The 25420-nt window shown below is 69.6% G+C and carries 21 protein-coding genes and 1 pseudogene; 11 read left to right on the forward strand and 11 right to left on the reverse strand.

Features of this window, described 5'->3' with window-relative positions; all coding sequences use genetic code 11:
• Positions 1 to 102: 102 nt before the first annotated feature.
• Together AB0M47_RS26005 and AB0M47_RS26010 are read right to left on the reverse strand one after the other, a co-directional pair.
• Positions 103 to 2490 (reverse strand): ABC transporter permease, encoded by a 2388-nt coding sequence (locus AB0M47_RS26005; RefSeq protein ID WP_363418550.1) that lies wholly within the window; start codon positions 2488 to 2490, stop codon positions 103 to 105.
• Complete coding sequence (locus tag AB0M47_RS26010) at positions 2487 to 3179, reverse strand: ABC transporter ATP-binding protein (protein ID WP_363418551.1); 693 nt, start codon at positions 3177 to 3179, stop codon at positions 2487 to 2489. Before AB0M47_RS26010 ends, AB0M47_RS26005 begins: the two co-directional genes overlap by 4 nt.
• 167 nt (positions 3180 to 3346) lie before the next feature.
• Between AB0M47_RS26010 and AB0M47_RS26015 the strand changes: the two genes are divergently transcribed.
• The 3 genes from AB0M47_RS26015 to AB0M47_RS26025 are packed head-to-tail and all read left to right on the forward strand — an operon-like array spanning position 3347 to position 5488.
• Positions 3347 to 4594, forward strand: a complete 1248-nt coding sequence (locus tag AB0M47_RS26015; protein WP_363418553.1) for a histidine kinase — start codon at positions 3347 to 3349, stop codon at positions 4592 to 4594.
• Positions 4591 to 5268 carry a response regulator transcription factor gene (locus AB0M47_RS26020; RefSeq protein ID WP_363418555.1) on the forward strand — a complete coding sequence of 226 codons (678 nt, stop codon included), beginning with the start codon at positions 4591 to 4593 and terminating at the stop codon, positions 5266 to 5268. The genes AB0M47_RS26015 and AB0M47_RS26020 overlap by 4 nt, the downstream gene beginning before the upstream one ends.
• 1 nt (position 5269) lies before the next feature.
• Complete coding sequence (locus AB0M47_RS26025; protein ID WP_363418557.1) at positions 5270 to 5488, forward strand: hypothetical protein; 219 nt, start codon at positions 5270 to 5272, stop codon at positions 5486 to 5488.
• Here AB0M47_RS26025 and AB0M47_RS26030 read toward each other — a convergent pair.
• A complete protein-coding gene (locus AB0M47_RS26030) occupies positions 5485 to 6549 on the reverse strand; it encodes an NAD(+)/NADH kinase (protein WP_363418559.1) in 1065 nt (354 codons plus the stop codon). The two genes, AB0M47_RS26025 and AB0M47_RS26030, sit on opposite strands and share 4 nt — an antisense overlap.
• A gap of 97 nt (positions 6550 to 6646) precedes the next feature.
• Here AB0M47_RS26030 and AB0M47_RS26035 point away from each other — a divergent pair, with 97 nt between their 5' ends.
• The 4 genes from AB0M47_RS26035 to AB0M47_RS26050 all read left to right on the forward strand — a co-directional run bounded on the left by AB0M47_RS26035 (position 6647) and on the right by AB0M47_RS26050 (position 11938).
• On the forward strand, positions 6647 to 8278 hold the full coding sequence (locus tag AB0M47_RS26035; RefSeq protein WP_363418560.1) for a carbohydrate binding domain-containing protein: 1632 nt from the start codon (positions 6647 to 6649) through the stop codon (positions 8276 to 8278).
• A gap of 119 nt (positions 8279 to 8397) precedes the next feature.
• Positions 8398 to 9099 (forward strand): NUDIX domain-containing protein, encoded by a 702-nt coding sequence (locus AB0M47_RS26040; RefSeq protein ID WP_363418561.1) that lies wholly within the window; start codon positions 8398 to 8400, stop codon positions 9097 to 9099.
• A 104-nt stretch (positions 9100 to 9203) separates the two neighbouring features.
• A complete protein-coding gene (locus AB0M47_RS26045; protein ID WP_363418562.1) occupies positions 9204 to 11066 on the forward strand; it encodes a hypothetical protein in 1863 nt (620 codons plus the stop codon).
• A 29-nt stretch (positions 11067 to 11095) separates the two neighbouring features.
• Positions 11096 to 11938, forward strand: a complete 843-nt coding sequence (locus tag AB0M47_RS26050) for a hypothetical protein (RefSeq protein ID WP_363418564.1) — start codon at positions 11096 to 11098, stop codon at positions 11936 to 11938.
• Here AB0M47_RS26050 and AB0M47_RS26055 read toward each other — a convergent pair.
• Positions 11925 to 12494 carry a hypothetical protein gene (locus tag AB0M47_RS26055; RefSeq protein WP_363418566.1) on the reverse strand — a complete coding sequence of 190 codons (570 nt, stop codon included), beginning with the start codon at positions 12492 to 12494 and terminating at the stop codon, positions 11925 to 11927. The genes AB0M47_RS26050 and AB0M47_RS26055 overlap by 14 nt on opposite strands.
• Positions 12495 to 12559: 65 nt before the next feature.
• Between AB0M47_RS26055 and AB0M47_RS26060 the strand changes: the two genes are divergently transcribed.
• Positions 12560 to 13408, forward strand: coding sequence for an LPXTG cell wall anchor domain-containing protein (locus AB0M47_RS26060; protein WP_363418567.1), 849 nt, complete (start codon positions 12560 to 12562; stop codon positions 13406 to 13408).
• Between the two features lie 48 nt (positions 13409 to 13456).
• Here the strand turns inward: AB0M47_RS26060 and AB0M47_RS26065 are convergent, their stop codons facing one another.
• The 5 genes from AB0M47_RS26065 to AB0M47_RS26085 all read right to left on the reverse strand — a co-directional run bounded on the left by AB0M47_RS26065 (position 13457) and on the right by AB0M47_RS26085 (position 19759).
• Positions 13457 to 14761: a toxic anion resistance protein gene (locus tag AB0M47_RS26065; protein ID WP_363418569.1), complete on the reverse strand. Its 1305-nt coding sequence runs from the start codon at positions 14759 to 14761 to the stop codon at positions 13457 to 13459.
• A complete protein-coding gene (locus tag AB0M47_RS26070) occupies positions 14761 to 15915 on the reverse strand; it encodes a hypothetical protein (RefSeq protein ID WP_363418570.1) in 1155 nt (384 codons plus the stop codon). Before AB0M47_RS26070 ends, AB0M47_RS26065 begins: the two co-directional genes overlap by 1 nt.
• 71 nt (positions 15916 to 15986) lie before the next feature.
• Positions 15987 to 16580, reverse strand: a complete 594-nt coding sequence (locus AB0M47_RS26075) for a 5-bromo-4-chloroindolyl phosphate hydrolysis family protein (RefSeq protein ID WP_363418572.1) — start codon at positions 16578 to 16580, stop codon at positions 15987 to 15989.
• A complete protein-coding gene (locus AB0M47_RS26080) occupies positions 16577 to 18223 on the reverse strand; it encodes a vWA domain-containing protein (protein WP_363418574.1) in 1647 nt (548 codons plus the stop codon). The genes AB0M47_RS26075 and AB0M47_RS26080 overlap by 4 nt, the downstream gene beginning before the upstream one ends.
• Before the next feature lie 285 nt (positions 18224 to 18508).
• Positions 18509 to 19759, reverse strand: coding sequence for an ATP-grasp domain-containing protein (locus tag AB0M47_RS26085; RefSeq protein WP_363418576.1), 1251 nt, complete (start codon positions 19757 to 19759; stop codon positions 18509 to 18511).
• A 220-nt stretch (positions 19760 to 19979) separates the two neighbouring features.
• Between AB0M47_RS26085 and AB0M47_RS26090 the strand changes: the two genes are divergently transcribed.
• Positions 19980 to 21008, forward strand: coding sequence for an aldo/keto reductase family protein (locus tag AB0M47_RS26090; RefSeq protein WP_363418578.1), 1029 nt, complete (start codon positions 19980 to 19982; stop codon positions 21006 to 21008).
• A 96-nt stretch (positions 21009 to 21104) separates the two neighbouring features.
• On the opposite strand, the gene AB0M47_RS26095 is transcribed toward AB0M47_RS26090, so the two are convergent.
• Entirely contained in the window at positions 21105 to 21683 is a 579-nt protein-coding gene (locus AB0M47_RS26095) for a DinB family protein (protein WP_363418580.1), read from the reverse strand.
• 80 nt (positions 21684 to 21763) lie between these two features.
• Between AB0M47_RS26095 and AB0M47_RS26100 the strand changes: the two are divergent.
• Together AB0M47_RS26100 and AB0M47_RS26105 are read left to right on the forward strand one after the other, a co-directional pair.
• Positions 21764 to 22210: pseudogene (locus AB0M47_RS26100) on the forward strand (SigE family RNA polymerase sigma factor); the annotation flags it as partial.
• Positions 22190 to 23638 (forward strand): PQQ-binding-like beta-propeller repeat protein, encoded by a 1449-nt coding sequence (locus AB0M47_RS26105; RefSeq protein ID WP_363418605.1) that lies wholly within the window; start codon positions 22190 to 22192, stop codon positions 23636 to 23638. The pseudogene AB0M47_RS26100 and the gene AB0M47_RS26105, both read left to right, overlap by 21 nt.
• Before the next feature lie 69 nt (positions 23639 to 23707).
• Here AB0M47_RS26105 and AB0M47_RS26110 read toward each other — a convergent pair whose 3' ends face one another.
• Entirely contained in the window at positions 23708 to 25414 is a 1707-nt protein-coding gene (locus tag AB0M47_RS26110) for an NAD-binding protein (protein ID WP_363418582.1), read from the reverse strand.
• Positions 25415 to 25420 lie beyond the last annotated feature (6 nt).

Here is a 25420-nt window from a genome sequence, read left to right on the forward strand (position 1 = left end):
TTTGTGTATCAACGGCTGCCCCGCTGTATCTGGGTTCCGGGTCGAATCTTGCTTCATGATTCGACCCGGAACCCTGATCCAGCGCACCCCCGAAGCGAACGGCTACTCGGTACGCAAAGCGGTCGCGGTCCGGATCCGCGCCGCCCACCCGGCCGGCAGCAGCGCACCGACGATCGCGATGACCAGACCGCCCAGCGCCAGCAGCCCCATCAGCCAGGGCTGATAGACGTCGAGCAGCGCCGGAGGGAGGCGTACGCCCGCGCTGTCGCCCATCGCGGGCACCATCACGCCGTGCAACGCCATTCCGGCGGGCACCCCGGCGATGCCGCCGACGAGCCCGATCACGACGACCGAGGCGAGCACCACCGTGACGGCCTGCTTCGGGGTCATCCCGATCGCCTTGTGCACCCCGAGTTCGCGTACGCGTTCCCGGGTCTGCAGGACGACCGCGTTGAGCACGCCGAGCGCGGCCACGGCGACGAGCATCACGGTCAGCAGCGCGGTCAGGGCGTTGAGGGCGGCGAGCGTACTGCTGTTGCCGCCCGGGTTGACGTTGGCGTGGAAGTTGAACGGCTTCATCGCTGTCTCCAGCGAATTGGCGTACGCGGTCACGTCGGTGCCCTCGGTGAGACCGACGTAGTACTCCGACGGAGTCACCTGCGGCATGACCGCCGTGAGGGTGGCGATGTCGGTGAAGATCTGCATCCCGTTGTTCTGCGTCGAGAAGATCTCGCCGACGACGCGTACGGGGATGTGGAAGTTGTTCACCGTCAACGTGATCGTGTCGCCGATCTTCGCCCCGGTCGCCGTCAGCATCGGCGTCGGCAGGATCACCTCGCCGGCGCCCGCGTACCAGCGGCCCTCGGTCATCTCGAAGCCGGCCCACCGCGGATCACCCCGGTACGCGAGCACGTCGACCTCCGCGGTGATGCCGGCGACGGTCGCGGGCGCGGTCAGCAAGCCGTAGCTCTCCTTGGTGCCGGTCACTCCGTTGATCGCCGAGGTCACCGCGGCGGGATCGGCGCCGCCGGCGTCGAACGGGCCGGGGGGCGGCCCCTGGTTGGTCGGCGGCGGGCCGGATATCTCCCCGCCGTCGGGCGGTCCCATCCGGAACGGCCCCACGAGGATCTGGGCCTTGTCGTGCGAGCGAGCGGTCTCGACCAGGGTGAGCGACGCGGTCAGGCCGATGGCCAGCGCGACCGACGCCGCCCCGAAGATCACCGTCGCGAGCATCGCCGCCATCCGGGCGGGCCGGGCGAACGGCTGGGCCAGCCCGAGGCTGACCGGACGCGGCAGCGGCAGCCGGGATGCGATCGAGGCGGCGAACCGGCCGCGGCCGGCAGCCGGTGCTCGCCCGACCGCGAGCGCGTCCACGGTACGCAGCCGCCCGGCCTTCGCCGCGGCGATCAGCGCGGTCAACGCCACGATGACGAGCGCCGCGACCACCACCAGGACGTCGACCCAGGGCTGCACCGCCGACGGGGCGGTCTCGTAGACCTCGTCCGACTCGGCGAGCACCGGGATGGCCAGCAGGTTGCCCGCGACGACGCCGAGGACGACGCCGACCGCGGCCGGAATGAGCGCCTGCAACACGTACGCCCGGACGACTTGGGCCGGGGTGAAGCCGATGGCCTTGAGCACCCCGATCCGGAAGGTCGCCGCACTCACCGCCCCGGCGACCACGCCGCCGACGCTCAGGATCGCCATGATCAGCCCGAGGAGCCCGAAGGCGATCAGGAAGGGCACGAACAACGCGGCGGTGCGGTCGGCCCCCTCCTTGACGGTCAGCCAGGACTGGCTGCCGAGCAGCGATTCGCTCGGCGCGGCCGCGGCGATCGCCGCCTTCGCGGTGTCCATGTCGGACGCCGTGACGGCCGTCGTGAACCGGTAGAGCATCTGGTATTCCGGCTTCGCCCCGGCGGGGGTCAGCGAGGCGATCGCGGCCGGCAGCACCCACGCGTCGGCGGTCTGGCTGACCGACCGGGCGTACCCGACGACGGTGAAGGACGGGCTGCCGGGCAGGTCTTCGAAGATCAACTTCGAGTCGAGCGGGATCTGGTCGGTGAGGACGATCTCGCTGGCCGAGGTGGGCCAGTGCCCCTCGCTGAGCGACACCTTGTCCACGCCCGAGCTCGGCTGGGCCCGCCCGGCGATCGTCAACGGCTGCAGCTCAGGACCGCCACCGCCGCCTTGGTCCAGCGTCGGGGTCTGGGTCATGATCTGGAAGGGTCCGGAGCTTTCGGCGACGCCGGACGCGCTCGCCGTGGCCGCCGCCTGGGCCTCGGTCGCCTTGGACCCGTCGAAGAGGGCGCTCAGATGCGCGCCGTGCTGCTCGGCGAACCCCCGGTCGAACGGGGCGGTCGACGCCACGAGCAGCGACCCGGCCAGCACCGCCGCCGCGACCGCCATGAACGTGGCCAGCCCGACGACGACCGTCTGCACCCGGCGGCGGCCCACTCCTGAGCGCACGACCTTGCTGAGTCCGCTCACCGCGCGGCTCCCATCCGGGTGCGGGTGTCGGAGTCGATCCGCCCGTCGACCAACCGGACCGTACGCGTGGCGCACGCGGCGGCCAGTGACTCGTCGTGGGTGACGAGGACGAGGGTCTGCCCCTCCCCGTTCAGCTCGGTGAGCAGCTTGCGTACGTCGTCGCCGGAGGCGCTGTCGAGCGCGCCGGTCGGCTCGTCGGCGAGCAGCAGCGTCGGCTTGTTCATCAGCGCGCGGGCGACCGCCACCCGCTGGCGCTGGCCGCCCGACAGCCGTCCCGGGTACGCCCCCGCGTGGCGGCCGATGCCGAGCGCCTCCAACAGGGTGGCCGCCCGCTTGCGGGCCTCCGACCGGCCCATCCCGGCCAGCTGTGCGGGCAGGACGACATTGTCGGCGACGGTCAGGTCGTCGAGCAGGTTGAAGAACTGGAAGATCATCCCGACATGCGCGCGCCGATACCGAGCCGTAGCCGCCTCGCCCAGTTTGTCGAGCCGGACGTCGGCGACCGACACCGTCCCAGCGTCGGGCCGGTCGAGCCCGGCGATCAGGTTCAGCATCGTCGACTTGCCACTGCCGGACGGGCCGAGGATGGCGACCGCCTCCCCCGGCTCGACGGTCAGCGTCACGTCGTCGAGCGCGGGCGGTCCCTGGTCGTACCGGCGGCTGACGCCGCGCAGTTCGATCACAGCCATGGTGTGCTCCCTCATATCGAGATCAAGTGACGTCACGGTAGGAACCGGACAGGCCGGCCCGCGTCCGCGTGTGGAGCGATATCGCGTACGCCGCTGGGCGGGGGTCATCCTCGCGGCGTAGTCCCCGGGCTGATGGCAGCGCCGGGACCAGCACGGATAATGGCCGCGTGGCGGAACCCCCGGAGCGTGAGCTGATGGAGCGCGTACGCGCCCTGCTGCGGCCCAGCGGGCCGGCGTGGCCGATGACGGCGCGCAACCAGCTCTTCGACATCGCGCTCGCGCTGGTCTGCGCGTTCGGCGGGCTGGACTACGTCTTCGACAAGGTCTCCGACGAGCCGACCTTCCTCGGCGTGGACGGCGTGATGCACCTTCGCGAGGAGGGCCCGAACCGGGGCGGCCTGATCTTCGTCACCCTGCTGGCCTGCGTCATCCTGACGCAGCGGCGGCGGTACCCGCTGGCCGTGCTCTGGATCATCGCCGCGCTGACCATCCCGGTCATCGACTACGTCCCCCGGGTCTGCTACTACGGCTGCGTCATCGCGGCCTACAGCGCGGCCGCGTACAGCCGCTACCGGGTGCCGACGTTCGCCAGCGTCGGCGTGCTGGCCTTCCTGACCTGGCGCTCCACCAGCCAAGGCATGCCGTCCGTGCCGGATCAATACGTCGGCATCGTCGTTCTGGCGATGCTGGTGCTCGCGGGGCTCGCCCTGCGACTCTGGCGAGCCCAGAGCGACGAGAGCCGGCGCCGACTCGCCGCCGCCGACGAGGAACGGGCGACCGCACTGCGCCGGGCAGTCGAGTCGGAGCGGTCCCGGATCGCCCGGGAACTGCACGACGTGGTCACCCACAACGTCAGCGTCATGGTCATCCAGGCCGGGGCGGCCCGGCGTACCCTCGACATCTCGCCGGCGCAGTCCCGGCAGGCGCTGCTGGCGGTCGAGGGCGCCGGGCGTACCGCGATGGCGGAGTTGCGGCACGTCATGGGGCTGCTCGCGCCGGCCTCCGGCGAGGCGCCCGACCTCGCCCCGCAGCCCGGTCTCGACCAGTTGGAGACCTTGGTCGGCCGGGTCCGGGACACCGGGATGCCGGTCGCCCTCTCGGTCACCGGCACGGCGCGCGCCGTCGCCAGCGGCGAGGCGCTCGCGGCGTACCGGGTGGTGCAGGAGGCGCTGACCAACGCGGTCAAGCACGCCGCGGGCGGCGCGGCCACCGTCTCGGTCCACTATGGAGAAGAGGAGCTCAGCATCGAGGTCACCGACACCGGCGGCCGGGCATCGGGCGACGGCGGCTCCGGCCGCGGCCTGCTCGGCCTCCGCGAACGCCTCGCGGTCTACGGCGGAACCCTCCGGACCGGACCGCTGCTCACCGGCGACGGGTGGCGGGTCACCGCCGTCATTCCCATGAGTACGCCATGAGCGCCCCCCGCGTCGTCATCGCCGACGATCAAGCACTGGTACGCGCCGGGTTCCGGATGATCCTCGCCTCCGACGGGATCGAGGTGGTGGCCGAGGCGGTGAACGGCGTCGAAGCGGTGCAGGCCGTCCGGCGTACGCGCCCGGACGTGGTGCTCATGGACATCCGGATGCCGGAGATGGACGGGCTGGAGGCCACCCGCCGCATCCTGACCGGCGACAGCCCGGAGCAGCCGCGCGTGGTCATCCTGACGACCTTCGACCTCGACCAGTACGTGTACGCGGCGCTGGCCGCCGGGGCGAGCGGCTTCCTCCTCAAGGACGTGACGCCGGAGCAACTGGTCGCCTCGGTACGCCTGGTGCGGGCGGGCGACGCGCTGCTCGCCCCGAGCATCACCCGCCGCCTCGTGGACCGGTTCGCCCGCCGGGACTCCCCAGCCGCCACCGCCCACCGGGACCTGGCCACGCTGACGCCACGGGAGCTGGAGGTGCTGACCCTGATCGCGCACGGCCACACCAACGCCGAGTTGGCCGGGCAGCTGCACCTGTCGGAGGCGACCGTGAAGACGCACGTCGCCCGGATCCTCGGAAAACTCGGTTTACGCGACCGCGTTCAGGCCGTCATCCTCGCGTACGAGACGGGGATCGTCGGCCCCGGCCGGACCGAAAGCGAGTGACATGCCCGCACCTAACGGATTCGACTACCTGGTACGCGCGGACGGCACCGTGGTGATCACCCACCACGGCCGGGCCGCCACCACCTTGCGCGGCGGCCGGGCCGCGGAGTTCCTGGCCGAGGTGGACGACGACCCGCAGGAGACCATGGCCCGCTGGACGGGCAACTATCGGCGCGGCAACGAGCGCACCGCCCGCAACCATCCCCGGAACCGGGGCTAGGGAACGTTCGCCCAAGGACCGGGATGCAGCAGGTCCGGCGGGATGGGCTCGCTGGGCCGGTAGACCGCCGGCGCCTCACCGTCGGCCAACGCCGCCGCCGCGTCGGCGAGCCCGAAACGGTCGCGTACGCGGCCCAAGAAGGAGAACTCGCCGACCCGGGCCAGCCGGGCGGACCGGGGCGCGGCGTACACGGAGACCCAGTCGCCGGGTTCGAGCACGCCGCGCAGCTGACCGTCCACTGTGACCGCCACCCGGCCGGACCGTTCGAGCACCAGTACGCCGACCCGCTCCCGCCGGGCGTCCAGCAGGATGCTGCGGTTGAACGCCATGTGCGGGGCGACCGGGGTGAAGATCAGGGCGTCGATGCCGGGTGACACCACCGGCCCGCCCGCCGCGAAGCTGTACGCCGTCGACCCCGTCGGCGACGCGACCACCAGGGCGTCGGCCGAGTACGACGCGAAATGGCGGCCGCTGACGTAGACGGCGACGCTGGCCAGCCGGTCGCGCGCCAGTTTCTCGAAGACGACGTCGTTGAGCGCGGTGATGTCGAGCGCGACTCCCCAGCCGACCTCTTCCGGCGTACCGAGGCGGGGCTCGGGCGGCGGGAGCATCGGCCCCCGGCCGAACTTGAGGTAGGACTTGATGTCGGGCGGGATCGACAACGGGCGCGAGGCGCGCATCGTCAACGTCAGCCGCTCCTCCACCTCGACGTGCCCCGCATAGACCGCGTCGAGCGCCGCGACGACGTCCTGGGGGCGTACCTCGGTGAGGAAGCCGACCCGGCCGACGCTGACGCCGAGCACCAGGGCGTCGGCGTGCATCGCGACGCGTACGCCGCGGAGGAAGGTGCCGTCGCCGCCGATGGTGACGATGAGGTCGGGGTGCCCGGCGCGGGCCGCCTCCTCGGCGCTGTGCAGCCGCCCGTCCCCGGGGGGCGCGTTCCACACGTCGACCTCGACACACGGTATGCCGTGCTCCCCCGCCCAGGCGCGGACCTGAGCGGCGGTGATCGCGGCCTGCTCCCGTCCACCGTGTACGACCAGCCCGATCCGGCTAATCATCGGCCACCCCCTCGGGTCGAGCCTAGGTGACCGGTGGCCGCCGACCCCGGAACGACACCTATAGACACAGTAAGGAAAGTTTATTAATAATGCACGCATGAGAAAGCTTCGATTCATCGCGCTCGCCCTGGTGCTGGCCGGTTCCCTCGCCGTCGAAGCACAACCGGCGTACGCGGCCAACCTGCTCAGCAATCCCGGATTCGAGACCGGCGCCCTGTCCCCCTGGTCGTGCTCGGGTGGCCTCGGCTCGGTCGTCAGCACGCCCGTCCACAGTGGCAGCAAGGCGTTGGCCGGAGCCGCGTCGGCCGCCGACAACGCCCAGTGCACCCAGACCGTCACCGTGCAACCCAACACCACGTACGCGCTGAGCGGCTGGGTCCAGGGCAGCTACGTCTACCTCGGCGTGGTCGGCGGCGCCTCGACCTGGACGCCGTCGGCTGCGGCGTACACCCGGCTCACCGTGAACTTCACCACCGGCGCGGCGCAGACCAGCGTCCAGGTCTTCCTGCACGGCTGGTACGGGACCGGCACCTATTACGCCGACGACGTCTCGCTCGACGGCCCCGGAGGCGGCGGCGGTACGCCCACCGGCCCGGCGACGCCGACCGGCTTGGCCGTCACCGGCACCACGAGCAGCTCGATCTCGCTCGGCTGGGCCGCCTCGACCGGCGCGACCGGCTACCGCGTCTACGAGGGCACCACCCTGCGCAGCACGGTCACCGGCACGACGGCGACCATCAGCGGCCTGGCCACCTGCTCCAGCCACAGCTACGGCGTCGCGGCGTACAACGCCGACGGGGAGTCCACGGCCAGCGCGCCCGTGTCGGCCAGCACCTCCGGCTGCCCGACCGCGCCCGGCCTGCCGACCGCGCCCTACGTCGACCTGGGCGCCTGGCCGACTCCGGTGCTGACCGACCTGGCCAGCGGCAGCACCCTGAAGAGCTTCACGCTCGCCTTCATCACTGCGTCGGCGTGCAAGGCGATGTGGTTCAACGCGTACGACCCGCGGCAGGCCTGGAACCTCGACCAGATCCAGGCGATCCGGGCGGCCGGCGGCGACGTCAAGGTCTCCTTCGGCGGCGCGACCGGCATCGAACTGGCCCAGGCCTGTTCCACGGTCGCCGCGGTGCAGGCCGAGTACCAGGCCGTCGTGACCGCCTACAACCTGAAGTACATCGACCTCGACATCGAGGGCTCGGCGACCGCCGAACCGACCTCGGTCGCCCGGCGCTCGCAGGCGCTGGCGGCGTTGCAGCAGGCCAATCCCGGCCTCAAGATCTCGCTGACACTCCCGGTGCTGCCCGAGGGCCTGACCGCCGACGGCCTGAACGTCGTCCGCTCCGCGCGCGACGCCGGGGTCGACCTCGACCTGGTCAACGTGATGGCGATGGACTACTACCGCGCCGGCGACTACGGCGACCTCGCGGTCCAGGCCGCGAACTCGACCTTCGCCCAGCTCAAGACGCTCTATCCGGCCAAGACCGACGCCCAGGTCTGGAAGATGGTCGGGGTCACCCCCATGCTCGGGCAGAACGACGACGGGCACGTCTACGACCAGGCCGACTCGCGGCAGATGGTGGCCTTCGCCCAGTCGAAGCACCTGGGGATGCTCTCCTTCTGGGAGACCACCCGCGACCGCAACGCCTGCACCGGCGCGCTCTACCGCTGCACGAACGTCGCGCAGGCGCCCTACGAGTTCAGCAAGATCTTCGCCGGCTACACCGGTTAGGAAGGACGCGCTGATGCGCTCATTCCGGGCCGGCCGCCCGATGGGTGGCCGGCCCGGACGGCTGTTCCGCCTAGCGTTGGGTCATTTGTGTCAGCATGACATTTAGCTAGGCTGGCACCATGGCAGACCGGGATCACGCCCTGCTCCGCATCGCGGTAGATCTGGCGATACTCACCGTGCGAGACGCGGACTTCCAGGTGTTGCTCATTGAGCGACGAAATCCGCCCCATCAGGGTCTCCCGGCGCTGCCCGGTGGTTTCCTCCGCGACGATGAAGATCCCGAACGAGCCGCACTACGCGAGCTACGCGAGGAGACCTCGCTCGATGCGAGCAACCTGATACTCGAGCAGCTGACGGTTCGAGGAGCGCCCGATCGCGACCCACGCGGCCGTGTCGTGAGCGTTCCCTACATGGCGATCGCACCCGATCTTCCTATCCCGACCGCGGGATCCGATGCCAGCGCCGCCCACTGGGTCTCGATGGCGTCCGCCCTCCGCGATGCGTCATTGGCGTTCGACCACGGACACATTCTGGCCGAGGCACTCGAACTTGCCCGGGCGCGCCTGGAGCACACCACGGTCGCTACTGCCTTCTGCCACGAACCCTTCACCATCGGCGACCTGCGACACGTCTATGAGGTCGTCTGGGGGACCACATTGGACGCGGGCAACTTCAGCCGCAAGGTCACTAAGACGGAGGGATTCATCGAAGCGACCGGCGATCGGCGCGCCCACGGCACCGGACGTCCAGCCGCGACCTACCGACGTGGGACAGCACGACGCCTGCATCCTCCGATTTTTCGGAACCCGATCGAAATTTGATCGAATGCCCGTCGATGCGAGACATATAAATGTCATCTTGACAATAATGACCCTCGCAACTACCGTCGTCCGTGCCACATCGTCCTCCGCCGATCGGAGCAGGCATGTCGTACGGGGATGTCTCGAAGGACCAGCGCCAACGCCGACCACGGTGGGCAACTCGCTGGCTTACCGCGACCGGAACAGTTCATATCCCGTTTCCTAGGCAACGACCGGATCTTGAAGCGATCGAGACCGACGAAGCTGTCGAAGTCAAGCCGCCGAGCCTCCCGACGACCGTGCCGTCTCGCCGCCTGTGCTCGCTCAGCTACATCGCGCCGGAGCTTCGGTCGGAGATCGCAGAACATTTCCCCGCTCATCGGCGAGCGGCATGGGCGCCGTGCTACGCGGTCGACATCGCCGCCGTCCTGAGGCACGCGAAGCGAGCACGTCGGTCAGATCAGCGCAGGGATTTCCTCCTAAGCATCCTGGAACTGACCACTCTGGCGGCCGCCACATACCTCAGCCTGGGCTTGAAGGTCACGAGCTTCGCGGTAGTGGCGACAACCGCGATACTCGCCGGGACGACCCGCGTACTGATGCTGCGCAACGAGATATCCATTCGCTCGCTCATGTTGCGACTTTGGCGATTCGCTCGCCGAAACACTGGCCAGTTCATGCGGCGCTTCCTGATGATCCTCGGTGGGGCGATCATCACCACAGCCGTCGCATTCAACCATCGCGGAACCGCTCAATCCGCCGTGGTGCTCGGACTGGGTCTTGTCTTGACCTGGCTGGTGATCATCGTCACGGCCGCAGTCTCGTACGTTCGAGCCTGCGGCGTCCTGACCGCCGAAGACGACCTCGCAGACATGGTCAAGAAGGAGGAAAAGCCCGTTGAGCGACGGGCATGGGAGATCTCAACCGGCAACGTGCTGGTGTACGCCCGCGATAGGGCCGAGGGACCACTTGGCCCGTTCGTCGGCGCTGGGCATGAGTTGGGCCGATGGACCACACCGTCGGTCAAGGTGACGAAGGCGAAGGATAAAGATGTCAAGCCAGGGGCCTTCGACGTCGTCGAACTTCATAAACGACTACACCGCGCCGCCGGCCTTGAGATACCCGGGCTCGAGGGGCAACATCGACTCTATGTAGACGGACGGTCGCTAATCAGCGATCCTGATCTGCGGGAACGGCGCACCGGACCGCCCGTGACGGCGGTGGCCGAGGAACTGATCCTGGAACGCATCCGCGACCCGCGCAAGTACCAACGCGGATATCTCTGTCTCAAGGCGACCCAGCTCGACGGCGATGTGGTCGTAACGCTGTTCGTCCGCGCCATGCTGGAGCACGACCTGCTCCAGCTTGAGGTCGCAATCTACGCGCTGCCCCCGGTGACATGGCCCCGGGAGGAGAAAGACGCATCGACGATACAGATACCTCGCGCCGGCCGAGACCCACTAATGCCCAGGCGGCCATTGACTCCCGTGCCGTCGAGAAAGCCGCTCGCCGCCTGGGCCGGCATACGCTCCGGAACCCGCTCCTACTGGTCCGTTGCACTGGGCGCGATCCCTCGGGCCGCGGCCGTGATGTTCGCTCCACTCGCCGAACGCGTCACACGGCTCGCCGATCGCCGAGCCATCGCACATGACCAATTCGACTTCGGCGCCCAAACCTCTCTACGCGAGCATCTCGCGCTGGACCAACGGCTTCATTACAACACTTTCGTCGACATGATGGCCCAGGCCGAACGGCTTCAACGGCGCCTCGTCGACGCCGTGGTCGAGTACCTGACGGAGCTAGGCATCGATCCCGACGATTTTGCCCGATCGTCAGCCACGATCATCCAGAACTTCCAGCAGAACATCATCAACAATCTGACCAGCGGTGCGGTGACCTTCGGTAACAACAGCTCGGCGACAGGGACTGCGCCAGGTTCACCCCCGCCTCCACACTCTGGCACGCCGAACAATCAGGAGACGTCATGACAGAGGGACGCAGTACCTCAATCGGAAGCATGAACGCGGGCGCCGTCACGTTCGGCGATCACAGTCCTGCGTTTGGAAGCCTCCGCGAGGAACCTGTCGAGTCCGTGCCGACCATGAAACAGCCCGTGCGAGACAAGAGCCGGGCGCTCCTCGTTGTCGCGGCGGATGTCGAACGGGACGCCACGATCAAGGCGATCACCGAGCACACCGGCGCGGCGCTTGGGCGGGTCTACCTCGAACATCACACGGTGTACGAACTCGGTCAGATCAGCCGTACTGACGTGACATTGGCGCACGTTGCGCAGGGCACCGTGACTCCTGACTCCGCCGGCCCGGCAGCCCAAGAGCTCATCGACAAGATCAAGCCAGACTTTCTCATCCTGGAAGGCATCTGCTACGGCCTGAAGGATGACGACGCCCGGAGTCCTCAGCGCCTTGGAGACGTGCTCGTCGCAAATGAAATCAAGTTGATCGCGCATCAGAAGATCTCGGGCAGGCTCGTCGATCGTGGTGGCGCAGTCCATCCATCCGCGACACTTCTCGATCGGTTCCGGTCGGCTTCGCTCGACTGGGCCGGCCCAGCCACGGTACACATCGGCCCCATGGTTTCCGAGAGTGTCTTGGTGAACTCTGCGGCGTACCGGGCCCAGATAAAGAAGCGCTATCCAGAAGCGATCGGTGGGGAGATGGAGGCCGCCGGAATCTATGCCGCCGCCATCCGTGGCCGGGTGGAATGGTGTGTCGTCAAGGCCTGTTGTGACTGGGGCTTCAACAAGACCGACGAGGCCCAGAGGACGGCAGCGGACAACGCCGCGTCCTTCGTAGCCCACATGATCAAGATCGGCGGCCTGGATCCGGTCACGCGTCGGTGACCGCGGCGGTCGAGTCCTTTCCGCGTACCAGTGTGGAAACCAGCTCGACCGTCGCGACCGTCAGCAGCGCGAGGCCCGCGCCCACCCCGGTGATGGTGCTGGGTTCGACGTCGGTCGTCAGGCCGACGATCAGAGCGACCACCGCGACGGCCGTGACGACCACGCCGAGCGGGACCAGGAGCCGGTCCTTGAGCACCGGCGCGAGCGGGATGAAGTGCACGCCGACCACGGCGCAGATCCACACCGGGATGTACGCGGCCTGCCCGGTGACGCCGAGGATCGCCGCACCCACGCCCGCCAGGCCGAACTCGATGCCGACGATGATGCCGTAGCGCTTGCCGGACTCGCGGTCACGGATGGCCGCGGTCGACTTGGGCGCGCGGAAGCCGACGATCGCGCCGACGACGGCGACGGCCAGCGAGACGTAGCTGGCGATGATGAGCAGCGGGGTCAGCCACCCGGGCGGATTGGCGCCGCCCCAGCTGAACCAGGCCGATCCGAAGAAGCCGAGGACCAGCGCGGTGATGCCGGCGTCCCGCCGTGACTGAGGTTGCATGATCGCCAAAGTACCTCAGCGTTGCATCATCGTTTGCTGGGCTAATTAGCGTATGTTCACGCATTGTGTACACGCTTTGCCGCATTCGTCGTATATCCGCCAGCGGGCTTGCCGGACTGGCGGTCGCTCTGACGATCGCGACCGCTGCCGCCGCCGGGACGGTCCACAGCCTGCCGGGCGGAAACTGGGCCGTCCTCCCGGACACGACAGCGGGCGGCTCGGTCACCATCGTCTCCGGCCCCGGTACGCCGCCCGCCGGAACCGGCAGCCTCCAACTGCACGTTGAGGGGACCTCGGACCGTGCCCTGGCCGGGACGGATCTGGGCGAGGTGCGGACCCGGCCCTGGTCGGCGCTGTCGGCGTCCTATTCCACTTATGTCGCCGCCGGTGATCCGGAGTCCTTCACGCCGACGCTGCGGTTCGCCGGGTTCCAGGTCGTGACGCCGATCCCGCAGAACTTCACCACGTTGAGCTTCGAGCCCCGGCACAACGGGACCGTCACGCCGGGCCGGTGGCAGCAGTGGACCCTCGGGCCCGACTCGATCGTCTGGCAGTCCAACACCACCGACGGGTTCTGCGTACAGGCCACCCGGTGCACCTTGGCCGAGTTCGTCGCCCGGTATCCGGCCGGGGCGTGGGGTCTGGCCCAGCTGGGCCTGGGCTCGGGTGTCGCCGGACCGGCCGACGGGTACGCCGACGCGGTCACCATCACCGACGGCGCGACCAGCCAGTTCACCGACTTCGACCCGACACCGGCGCCGTCGGCCAGCCCGTCGGCGAAGCCGTCGCCGACCGGACCGAGCCTGCCGGACACCGGCCTGCGCGCGAGTACGCCGACCCTGGTCGGGGTGGCGTTGCTCGCGGTGGGCGCCGCGCTCACCTTCGGCCTGCGACGCCGCCGCCTCACCAAGTAAGCAAGGGTGGGCTCCCCATGGGAAGTCCACCCTTGCCTCAGACGCCGCTCAGTGGACGACGGTCGCCGAACTCTCGATCACCGAGGCGGGGATCTCCGGCGCGGCCGGCAGCTCCAGCGGCTTGCGGGCCTTGGTCACGAGCTCGACGACGCTGCGGGACAGCTGCTGCGAGCTGGCCGACATCGACTCCTGCGCGGTGACGATCGCGGTCACCACCTCGGCACGGGCTTGCTGGCCGAAGCGTACGGCCTCCTCGATGCCCTTGGCCTGGGCGTCGATGGAGGCGGCCACCTCCAGGATCGTCTCCGGCCGGACGGTCGGGGTCTGGATGATCCGGGCGATCTCCGGGACGGCCTTGCCCGACGCCGACGCGTACGCCGAGAGCACCTCGTTGGCCCCGTCGGCGACCGCCTGCTGCATCTGCGCGGCCTGGTTGGCCTGCAGGAGCAGCCCCCATTGGGCGATCGTCAGCTTCATCGTGGGGATGGTCAGGTTGACCAGCAGGGCCAGCCGCTGCCCCAGCCCGTAGTTGAGCAGCCGGATGTTGCGGACCTGCGGCGACGTCGACCACGCGACGAACAGGCGCTGCTGGTACTCGTTGACGCGTACCTCGATCGCCTGGACGAACTCGGTGACCCGCGACAGCCGCTCTTCCTTGTCGCGCTTGTCGACGTCGTTCGGGTCGATCACGATCGACCGGGCCTCGGCCACGGCGAGATCGCGTACCAGCTCCATGACGGCGATGGCCCCCACGAGCTGGCCGATCGCGGCCTCGTTGGCCCGGTAGAGCTCGTCGCAGAGCACGACGTTGCGCTTGAGCTGGTGCTGCTTCTCGACCAGCGTGCCGGCGATCCGGTCGAGCTGCTGCTCGACCGAGCGGGCCTCCTCGAAGAGCATCTCGACGAGGTCGCGGCCCTTGCGGAAGATGCCCTTGACCGCGTCCATGAACTTGTCGAAGGTCTCGCGGAGCTTGGGGTCGGTCGGGTCGTACTTGTGCCGGAACTCGCGCATCCGGTCGTTGATCTCGTGCATGATCGCGGTCAGCTCGGGGATCTTGACCGGGCCGACCTCCCGGAAGATCCGCGAGACCTGGGTGTTCACGCCCTCGATCGCGCCGGAGCCGAAGTTCGCCAGCTTGTCGGTGTCGGCGAGCATCTGCGGGTAGAGCTGCTCGGCCAGGGCGGCCGCCTGCTCCCGCTGAGCGGGGGTGAGCATCTCGGCGCAGACCAGCTGCTTCGGCTCACCCGTCGCGACGAGCGCGGTGATGGCCTGATCGGCGGCGCCGACGGCGGGCTCGGCCGGGCCGCCGACGATGCTGCCGAAGTCGATCGCGAGCTCGGTGGGCTGAGACATCAGGAGCACTCCTTCGCGTCCTTGACGCAGGCGAGCAACGCCAGGGTGACCTCGGCGTTGGGCGGGGTGGTGGTACGGATCTGGTCGGCCAGCGGCAGATCCTTGAAGACCGCCGTGTCGTTGATCCCGACCTGGACGCTGGACCGGAAGCCGTACTTCTGCCAGGCGATCTCCTGGATCTGCCGGTCCTTCATCGCGTCGATGAACCGGCCGGCCGCGGCGTCCAGCGCGAGGATCGGGTGATCGCTGTAGATGGTCGGGTCGGGATAGAGGATGCGCACGTTCTTCAGCACGCCGGCGCTCGACGCGCCCATCTGCACGACCTGCTGGATGAGCTGGTTCTCATAGCCGGCGTAGAGCGGGGCGTGGAACTTCGCGCCCTGGGTCAGCCACTGCCGGAAACCGGCGTCGGAGCTGGCCGCCTGCAGACCCTGTGCGTCGTACAGCGCGCGGATGGTCGGCAGCACGCTCTTGGCCTGCGCCAGGCTGGGCGCCTGGAAGACGTCGGCCGTGGCGATGATGTTCAGCTCCAGCTGGGTCAGCGTGAAGCCGCTGTTGGACCGGGCCGGGTCCGTGCTGGACACGGTGATCGGCCCGTGCAGGTCGGCGGTGCCCAGCGAGTCCCAGGTCTTGCGCTTCAGGACGTACTCCAGGAGCAGCTTCTTCAGGTCGACGATGTAGTACCGCTCCGACCGCTTCACCACCAGCCCGGCCTTGACCAGCGCCTCGGTTCCCTGCGGGCCTGCGTACACGACCTCTGGGGACTGAAGCACGGTCTCGGCTCGGTATTCGCCGAACGCGCCGGTGTGCTTGGTCTCGAAGACGTTCTGCGCGCTGGCGCTGGACGGCCACAGGCAGTCGATCTTGCGGCTCTTCAGGTCCTCGGTGCTCAACTGCACCTGGTCGTAGGAGCCCTGCGGGTTGAAGCCGACCGTGACGCCATACGTGTCCTTCAGGATGCGCTTGACGTCCGGGTCGGCCATCAGCTCGGTCTTCTCCGAACCGCCCACGCAGTTGACGGTGACCGCCTCCGGCGTACCGCCACTGGCGCCGCCGCCACCGCCGTCGCCCCGGGTCAGGACCCAGGCCGCGGCGACACAGACGACCAGGACGAGCACGAGCCCGATCAGGAAGCGGGGACTCGGCATTCTCACTTTCGAGCGCTCCTTCGCTAAGGGGTGGGCAGCTCGGCCCTCGGCTGGCGGACCGGCTGCTGGGGCTCCTGCTAGAGGGTGGGCAGTTTCGGCGGGGCGACGGTCTCCAGGTTCGCCTGGTACTGGGCGATGTCACCGGAGTTGACCAGCCGCAGGCTGTCCAGAGTGAACTGGGCGAACCGGTCGAACGCCGCCTCACCGCCGGACATCAGGGCCGCCGGGTCGGTGTAGAAGGACGGGTTCCGCTGGATGTCGAGGTACTGCGTGAGCACCCCCGACAGGCTGGTCAGGTGGGCGCCCAACTGGCTGGCGCTGGAGTAGAGGCTGTTCGGCGACCGCGCCTTCACCCGGGCCAGCAACTCGGGCGCCTGCTCGCAGGCCCGCTGCAGCAGGTGCTTCGCGGTCGGGGAGACTACGTCCTTCAGGCCACGCCGGATCTCCCGGATCGTCCGCAGCGCCTCTTCCATCTTCTTCTCGGCGTCGGCGGCGTACTCGTCGTCGGAGACCTCGCTCGGCCGGCGCGAGTCCACCATCAGGTAGAGGCCGACCGCCCCGGCCGCCGCCAGCAGCGGCGACCAGAGCAGGCTCCGCGTCACGACGAAGACTCCGACGAAGATGCCGACCGCGGCCACGAGCGCGGCCCCGGCCGCCAGCTTGCCTCTCACTTGTAGCCCGCCGCCTGCCGCAGCGCGGCCACCAGGTCGTTCTGCTGCACGAACGTCCCGCCGGTGGCGGCCGAGACCTCCTTGAGCTGGTCCGGATCCGCGTCACTGCCGAACGCGATGGAGATCACTGGTACGCCCAGCGCCTTGACCGCGTCCAGGGCCGGTCGCCGGTCGCCACCGCTGTCGGACTTCCCGTCGGACATCACGATGATCAGGCGTTTGCGGCCCGAGTCGGTGACCTTGCCCAGTTCCTCGGCCGCCCGCCGCAGGCAGGCGTACATGTTGGTGCCGCCACCCGGCGAGTAGTCGGTGATGTGCGTGGTCAGCTCGTGCAGCTTGCCCGCGTCGTTGCCGTCCACACTCCACGGACCCTCGGTGACCTTGCTGTTGAAGATCGCCACGGTGGTGCGGTCGAGCGGCCCGGTCTGCAGGAAGTTCAGCGCGGCCTGGTCGGCGTCGAACACCTGGTGCGCGGCGTCCTCGACGCCCGTCCAGCCGTTGTTGTCCGCCATCGACCCGCTGCCGTCGAGGCAGTAGTACGCGTCGACCGGCTTGCGGTACTGCGTCTGGTACCGCTCCAGCGCCGCCACGATGACGGTCGCCGACGGGTACTGGATGCCCTGCTCCTTCAGGTTCGCCTGGATGCCCCAGTCGGGGTTGAACACCGTCAGGTCGGGGTTGTCCAGAGTCAGCCCGATGCTGGTCGCCGGGCGGCGGCCCAGCTCCAGCAACTGCTTCTTGGCCTGCTCGTCGCTCAGCAGGTACGCCTGCAGCTCGGTCAGGATCTGCCGCTTGCCCGCGTCGGCGTCGTTGTTGTGCGGCAGGAAGCCGAGCGGAGCGTCGCTGATCGCGAGGGCTCCCCGGGGATACACCGCGTACAGGGGTTCCTTGTTCGCCTTCACCAGTTCCTGGTTCTTCTCGATCACCAGGTCTTCGTAGGTGAACATCGTCCGGCAGGTGTCCGGGTGCGCGACGCACTCGTTCATCATCGTGCCGGTCGACGGCGGGGTGGCGTCCATCGCCCGGATGAACCGGGTGATGCCCTGCGCGACCGCGGGCGAGTCGAGCTGCGCCTGAGTGAGCGCCTGGCCCGTGCCGTTGCCCGCGAAGTGGTTCATGAAGGCGAACAACGCCGTCGCGCCCGAGTTGGACTGGGTCGGGTTCGTCGCCCACACCTTGGTCTGTCGGGATTCGACGGCGGTCAGGATGTCGCCGATCTTCACGTCGGGCTTGCCGACGAAGCCCAGCTTCTGCATCTCGCCGCGCCAGCCCGCGTACACGATGGGCGTCAGGAACATCGGCTTGACGTCCTGCAGCGTGCTCGACGCGTCGCCGATCTGCGAGAAGACCGAGCTGGCGAACCAGTACGCGTCGTAGCCCTTGTCGCCGGCCTTGAGCAGCCGGGCCTGGTCCACCGAGCCCTTCAAGGTGAACCGGCAGTCGTAGCCCTTGCCCTTGCACCACGGCACGACCACGGTGTCGAGCACCTTCTGCTGCTCGGATCCCGCGACGATGCTCAGCACCTTCGGGTCGGCCGAGTAGCCTGTTCCGCCGTTGCCTTGCTTGTCCTCGTCGTCGCCGGTGCACCCGGTCAGCGTCAACGCGGCCACGACCGCTGTGATGAGCAGTGCCCTGAGTCGCACCTGCCACCCCTCCCCATGTCTGCTCGAACGATTCCCTTGGTAGCAGGCCCTGACAAGGGCAAACATGGTGAACGCATAGTGAACGGCAGATGAATCGACACTGTTCGCAGACTCGGCGCGCAACCCTCGCCGCGCCGCGCCCCGCCTCGCCCGCCGCGCCCCCCGCCCCCCGCCCCCGCCGCGCCCCGCCCCCGCCGCGCCCCGCCCCGCCGCGCCGCGCCGCGCCGCGTTGATCATGGAGTTAACTGCGGTCTCGACGGCGTGTCGACACCGGAAACCCCATGATCAACGCGGCATACGGGCGGGCGTGATGTCGAAGCCCTCCTTGAGCGAGAGGATCGTCCGACGGGCGCCGTCGGCGAGCGAGCGACCGTCCGATGTGGTCAGCGGCTCGTCGGCCTCGAAGCGGGCCATGATGGCGCCGGGCAAAAGGGTCACTCCGCGCTCAGGCAGTCCGCTGACGCCGGGCCACGGCTCGGGCAGGTCGTGCACAACCCCGGCCGGGCCGTCCCACCGCAGCAGCAGGTGGCTGCCGGGGCGTACCGGGTCGGGCTGCCGCAGCGAGGCGCCGAGCGGCACCCCGAGCAGAGCCTCCACATGCGACACGAGGCACGGCTCGTCCTGCAGCTCGCTCAGCAGCCACGAGGAGCCCTGCACCCGGGGATTGATCTCCAGCAACGCGATCTGCGACCCGCCGACCGCGATGTCGATCCCGAAGACGCCCCGGTGGCCGAGCGTACGCAGCCACTCCCCCACGACGGCGGCAGCTTCGATCGCGGCGGCCTCCACCGAGCTCTCCGCCGAAGAGCCGAAGGTGCTCCCGCAGTACGCACCGAAGCCGAACCCCAGCTCCCGGATGCCGCTGGACTGGATGGACACCGGCAGGAGGCGTACGCCGTCGGCGTAGACGACGCCGCCCGCGTTGATCGTCACATCGCCGGCGTACTGGGAGAACAGCCAGTGCGAGACGTGGGGCTGGCCGGCGAGCGCCTCGATCACGGCGGACTCCGCCGACACGAGATAGGTGCCCTGCCCGCCCGCTCCGCTCGGCGCCTGCATGACGAACGGCGTCCCGAGCTTGCGGGCCACTGTCGCGAAGTCCACGTCGGACGCGTCGAGGATCAGCTCCTCGGGCACGGGCAGGCCCAGCTCGCGCAGCTTCGACCGCACCATGATCTTGTCCTCGGCGATCGGCTCGGCGACCCGCATCGGGCTGGCCGCCAGGCGTACGCGGCCGGGCCAAGCCGTCACGGCCGACTCCCAGGCGAGGCTGGCCCGGGGTGGGATCAGCAGCACCGGGCGGTCGTCGTCGTCAGCGCTGGTGGCCAGCACCTTCGGGACGAAGTCGGCCAGCCGGGCGACGTCGCCGAACCGCCACCGGCGGCGTACGCCGTCCAGCCGTTCCAGCGACAGGCCCGTCGTTCCCGGGGTGGCTCCGGCGTCGCCGGAGAGGACGCAGATGCACGACGGGTGCCGGGTCAGCGGCGCCATCATGCCGGGGTACGCACTGGCGGTGACCAGCCGATAGCCGGCCAAGCCAGGACCTGGACCGGTCGATCCAGGGCCGGGACCACGAAGATCCGATGTCATGGGCGAACTGTGACGCAGACTGCCCCCGATCGTCATCGCAGGTGGGTTGACGACAGGTGAACATTCGCCATCCGGAGGCGGACATTTCGGTCCCGCTTTCGGTGCCGCTTTCGGTCCCGCTTTCGCGGCCGCCGGGTCGTCTCCGGCGGGGGTAGAGTGGATCTTCATGGAGCACCGTCACCTGGGCCGAAGCGGCCTGCAGATCAGCGCGATCACGTTCGGCAGCTGGCTCACCCACGACTCGTCGGCCGCCGACTCGGCGAAGGCGACCTTGCGGACGGCGCTCGACGCGGGGATCACCACGTTCGACACCGCCGACGTCTACGGCCGTCCGGAGTTCGGGGCCGCCGAGGAGCTGCTCGGCGACGCCCTCCACGGCGTACGCCGAGAGTCGCTGGAGATCCTCACGAAGGTCTGCCTGCGTACCGGGCCGGGGGCCAACGACGAGGGCCTGTCCCGCAAGCACATCCTGGAGAGCTGCCACGCCTCGCTGCGCCGCTTGCGCACCGACTACGTGGACCTCTACCAGGCTCACCGGTTCGACCCGAAGACGCCGCTCGAGGAGACCATGACGGCCTTCGCCGACCTGGTACGCCAAGGCAAGGCGCTCTACATCGGCGTCTCGGAGTGGACGGCGGCGCAGATCGAGGCGGGCGCGGCGCTGGCCCGGGAGTTGCGCGTACCGCTGATCTCCAACCAGCCGCAGTACTCGATGCTCTGGCGGGTGATCGAGGCCGAGGTCGTTCCGGCCGCCCAGACGGCCGGGCTGGGCCAGATCGTCTTCTCGCCCGTCGCCCAAGGTGTGCTGACGGGCAAATACCTCCCGGGTACGCAGCCGCCCGCAGACTCGCGTGCGGCCTCCGCGAAGGGCTCCGCGTTCGTCGGCCGATACATGTCGGACCCGGTGCTGGCCGCGGTGCAGCGGCTCAAGCCGATCGCCGACGAGTTCGGCGTCACCCTCGCCCAACTCGCCGTGGCCTGGGTGCTGAGCCGGCCCGGTGTCAGCGCGGCGATCATCGGCGCGTCCCGGCCCGAGCAGGTCGCCGAGAACGCGGCCGCCGTCGACGTCAAGCTCGACGACGACGCGCTCGCGCGGATCGACGCGGCGCTCGTCGACCCCGTCCACGGCGACCTCGTCGAACGTGATCCGGCCAAGACCGCCCGGCCGTTCGACGTCATGCCCGCCTGGCGCTGACCAAGCCGCGCTCTGCCCCGCTGACGGACTCCTGCGGATCACGGTTATCCATGCTTCAACCGGCGTCGGAACCATGAATAACCGTGATCTGCACCCCTACATGAACGTGCGGGCGGCGGCCTCGACGCGGTCCCGGTAGCCGGCCCAGAAGCCGGCGTCGGTCGTCGGCAGGTTCGACACGTCGGCCCGTAGTCCCACCGCGCCGTCGATCAGCTCGCGGACCAGGTCGGCGTGGCCCGCGTGCCGCTGCGCCTCGGCGGTCATGTGGCAGAGGATCTTGTGCAGGGTGACCTCGTTGGTCGCCGGGTTCCACCACGGCACGCGCCCGATCGCGTCCAGCGGCAGCGCCTTGATCGTCGCGTCGGCGTGTGCCCAGGCCCGCTCCCACAAGCCGAGGATGTCGGCCCGGCTCTCCTCGGGCGTCGCCCACATGTCGGCGTTGTCTTCCACCTCGTCGCTCAGCCACTCGGCGATCTCCGGGAACGGCCGGTCGAAGGTGTTACCGAAGTATCCGGCGGTCACGAACGCCACATGCTTGACCAGGCCGAGCAGGTTGGTGCCGGTGGGCACGAGCGGCCGCCGCACGTCGTACTCCGTCAGGCCGTCGAGCTTCCAGATCAGCGCGTCACGGGCGGCGTACAGGTAGTGGACCAGGTCATCCTTGGGGTCGCTCATGCCGACAGCATAGGTTGCAACCGTTCGGGAGCCGGTCCCGTGTCCATCGGCGGAAGAATCCCAACGGACAGGCGGTACACGTGGATTTCGTCGAGTTCTACCGGGCGACCTCACCCCGGACCCTGCGCTACGCGTACGGTCTCACGGGTGATCTCCCCCAGGCCCAGGACGTGGTCCAGGAGGCTTACGCCCGCGCCTGGCAGCGCTGGCGCAAGGTCAGCGGGTATGACGACGCCGAGGCGTGGTTGCGCCTGGTGGTCACGCGTCTGGTCTTCGACTGGTGGCGGCACTTGGCGGTACGCCGAAAGGCGCCGGCTGCTCGCGTAGGCGTCGTCCCACCGCCCTCCGAGGACACGGTCCTGCTGACCACCGCGCTTCGGCAGTTGCCGGAGCCGCAACGGCGCGCTCTCGCCCTGCACTACCTGCTCGACCTGCCCATCGGCCAGATCGCCGCCGAGACCGGGGTGCCTGAGGGCACGGTGAAGTCGTGGCTGTCGCGGGGCCGGGTGGGGCTGGCCGAGGCGCTGCGGGAGGAGTCCGACGCGGCGAAGATCCCGCCCGTCGAGGACGTCACGCGCCGGGCTCGCCGCCGTACGCGTACCCAGGTGGCCACCGCCGCGGGCCTGGCCGTGCTCGCGATCCTGGTGCTCGCGACGGTGATCTTGCGCGGCACCGCCGCCGACCCGAACCCGCCGCAGCCGGTCGCGCCGACCACGAGCCCGGTCGCGTTCCGCAAGCTGGAGGAGGTGGGCGACGTCGCGGTGACGATGCCGAGCGGCGTCGACTTCGGGATGGCCGAGATCGTGGGCGACCGGGGATTCGTCGCCTGGCGCGGACCGACCGGGCAGCTCGGCCTGGGCGCGGTCGACGTGCGGACCGGCAAGGCGCTGTGGCCGGTGCAGACGCTGCCGGGCACGTTCGGCGACTGGAACGGCATGATCGCGCTGCCGAACGCGATCGTCAGCATCGGCGAACACGACGACGGCACGAGCCCGGACAAGGAGATGTTCGTCGTCGACCCGGCGACCGGGAAGCTGCGCTGGCATCGGGGCATGGACGTCAACGGGTTCGACATCCTGGCGTACCCGGACGTGATCGTGCTGGCCGACCACGACGCGAAGAAGACCACGGCCTACGACTGGGTGACCGGGCAGCCGAAGTGGAGCTTCAACGGGGCGATCACCACCACCTTCGGTACGCACACGGCCGGGGATCTCACCTCCCCCGCCGGTTACCGATCCGGGCCGTTCGCCACCCTGGAGAGCGGCAGCACGCTGCTCCAAGTCGACGACGCCGGAACCCTCACCGAGTACGCCGTCGCCACCGGCAAGCCGACCGGGCGCTCCTGGCCGGGCGCCGGGGCCGGCACCGGAACCAACGCCGGCTTCATGGCGTACGACGGCAAGGTCTACACCGTGGCCGGCTCGTCGCTGCGGGTGCTCCGGCTGGAGGCAGGCCAGCAGTGGCAGCCGCTCTACACGGCCGAAGTGCCGGTGGCGTCGCCGGACAACGGCAACCGCCTGCAGAACCTGACGCCGTGCGGGCGGGGACTGATCTGTGTCGTGGACGGCGACCTGTTCCAGGCGGACGTCGTCGCCCTCGACGGGTCCAAGGTCGTCTGGCGTACGCGGATCGCGAGCGCCGAGACGATGCTGCCCGCCGGGGAGTACGTCTCCGTGTCGGGGAGCAGCGAGAAGGGCCCGCACAGCGTGCTGCTGGACGGCCACGGCAAGGACGTGCTGACCGACGCCGAACGGGCCGGGACGTTGACCCGCGTGACCGGGAACGCGATGTTCCTCCACCACGACGGGCACCTGTTCGGGCTGGACCTGGGCACCCGGCGCCGGACCGATCTCGGCGCGTTCGAGCAGGCCGGGCTCGGTCCGGGGGTCGGCTCGAAGGTTCTGATCACCCAGTCCGGCAGCGGCTTCAAGCTCTACCGCTTCGCCGGATGAACCGGGTGAACCGGCTGAGCGACCTGACCCGGCTGACCCGGCTTTACCGGCTGAACCGGGCGAGTTTCGTCAGGCGATTCGCGATCCGGCCACCGACCGGCGGATCAGGGCGCTGAGCCCGGCCCGGGTGCCGACCACGGTCAGCCGATCGTTGGTCCGCATCCGGCGGGCCGGCGCGGGCCGCCACAGCGGCCGGGGTTCGCCGAACTCGTTGAGCGCGATCACCCGCAGGTCGCCCGGATCGTCGGCGTCGGCGATCCGGGCGCCGTCCAGGTCGGACCCCGCCGCGACGACCACCTCGGCCAGCAGCAGCACCCGGCGTTCGACCGGAATGGTGCCGATGACCTCGCGGTCCATCAGCGCCTCCGCGAACGCCGGGGCGGCCAGGTAGGAGACGCTGTGCGAGTAGGGCAGGTTGAACGTCCGGCGTACGCGCCGGGCCAGGTCGCCGTCGAACAACCGCAGCACGACGTGCAGGCTGGCGCGCAGATTCCGCGCCCGCAACGCGGTCTCCAGGTTGGACGCGTCGGAGTTGGTGATGGCGAGCAACGCCCGCGCCTGGTCGACCCCGGCCGCTCGGAGCGTCGACTCGCGGCCGGGATCGCCGATCACGAGCGGGATGCCGAGTTCCCGCGCCAGCGGTACGCCGCGGGACTTCTCCTCGGCGGCGATGGCGACCATGCGTACGCCGCGGTCGTGAAGCAGCCGCAGGACGCGGGTTCCGACACCGCCCAGCCCGGCGACGACCAGGTGGTCGGCGTGCGGCTGGCGCAGGCGTACCTCGGCGACGGCCAGCCGGGCGCGCACCATTCCCTCGACGACCAGAGCAGTGATCAGCGGCACCAGGGCGAGCCCGGCGACGCCGAGGATCAACTGTAACGTCTTCTGCCACGGCGAGTAACCATCGGTCGCCTGCGGTCCACCTAGGACGGTCGCGAGCGCTTGGTAGGACGCCTCGCCGGGGCCGACCTTCAGGCTGACGGCGAGGGCGGCGGTCGCGACGACGATCAGGCCCAGCACCACGCTGATGGCGATCCGGGACTTGCGGGAGACCAGCGCGCCGAGGAACGTCTTGGCGACCCCGATCCGGCGTCCCTTCGCGGGCGCGGGCCGGGTGCCCAAAGTGGACTCCAGGTCGGGGATGCCGCGCAGATCGGCCAGCACCAGATCGGCGGCCTGCTCGTCCCGCGGCAGCATCCGGGGTCCGCCGTCGGCGGCGGTGTCGGCCAGACCGCAGATCACATACCGGTCGCTGACGTCGGCCCGCCGGACCACGACGAGCGTACGCTGCGCGACCTTGACCGGGTTGGCGGCGACCTCCCGCAGCGCCGAGGCGACCAGGGCCGGGGCGGCGATCTCGGAGTCCGACAACACCTTGCAGTCGCCGAGCAGCGGCTCGATGCTGTGCGCCAGGCTGCTGTTGTACATCCGGATCACGATGCGCATCCGGGCGGACTGCTCCCGGGCCTGCAACGCCAGATGGATGTTGCCGACGTCGTCCTGGGCGGTCAGGGCGAGCCCGGCCGCGTCGGTCAGCCGTGCCAGCTCCAGCGCCTTCTCGCTGACCCGTTCGACCACCAGGACGCGTACGCGGTCCAGCTCGGCGAAGTCACGGGCGCCGGGCTGGTGCTGCTGCTCCTCCGTCATGACCACCACGACGTCGGTGTCGTACCGGGTGGTGAGCTGTTCGGCCAGCCGGTACGCGAGACCGTCGAAGCCGCAGACCACGAAGTGCGCCGAGACCGGGGTGCGTTGCGCCGGGGCGGGAAGGGTCACGAGGGG

This window comes from Hamadaea sp. NPDC051192, assembly GCF_040682475.1.
In the GTDB taxonomy this organism is placed as follows: Bacteria; Actinomycetota; Actinomycetes; order Mycobacteriales; family Micromonosporaceae; genus Hamadaea; species Hamadaea flava.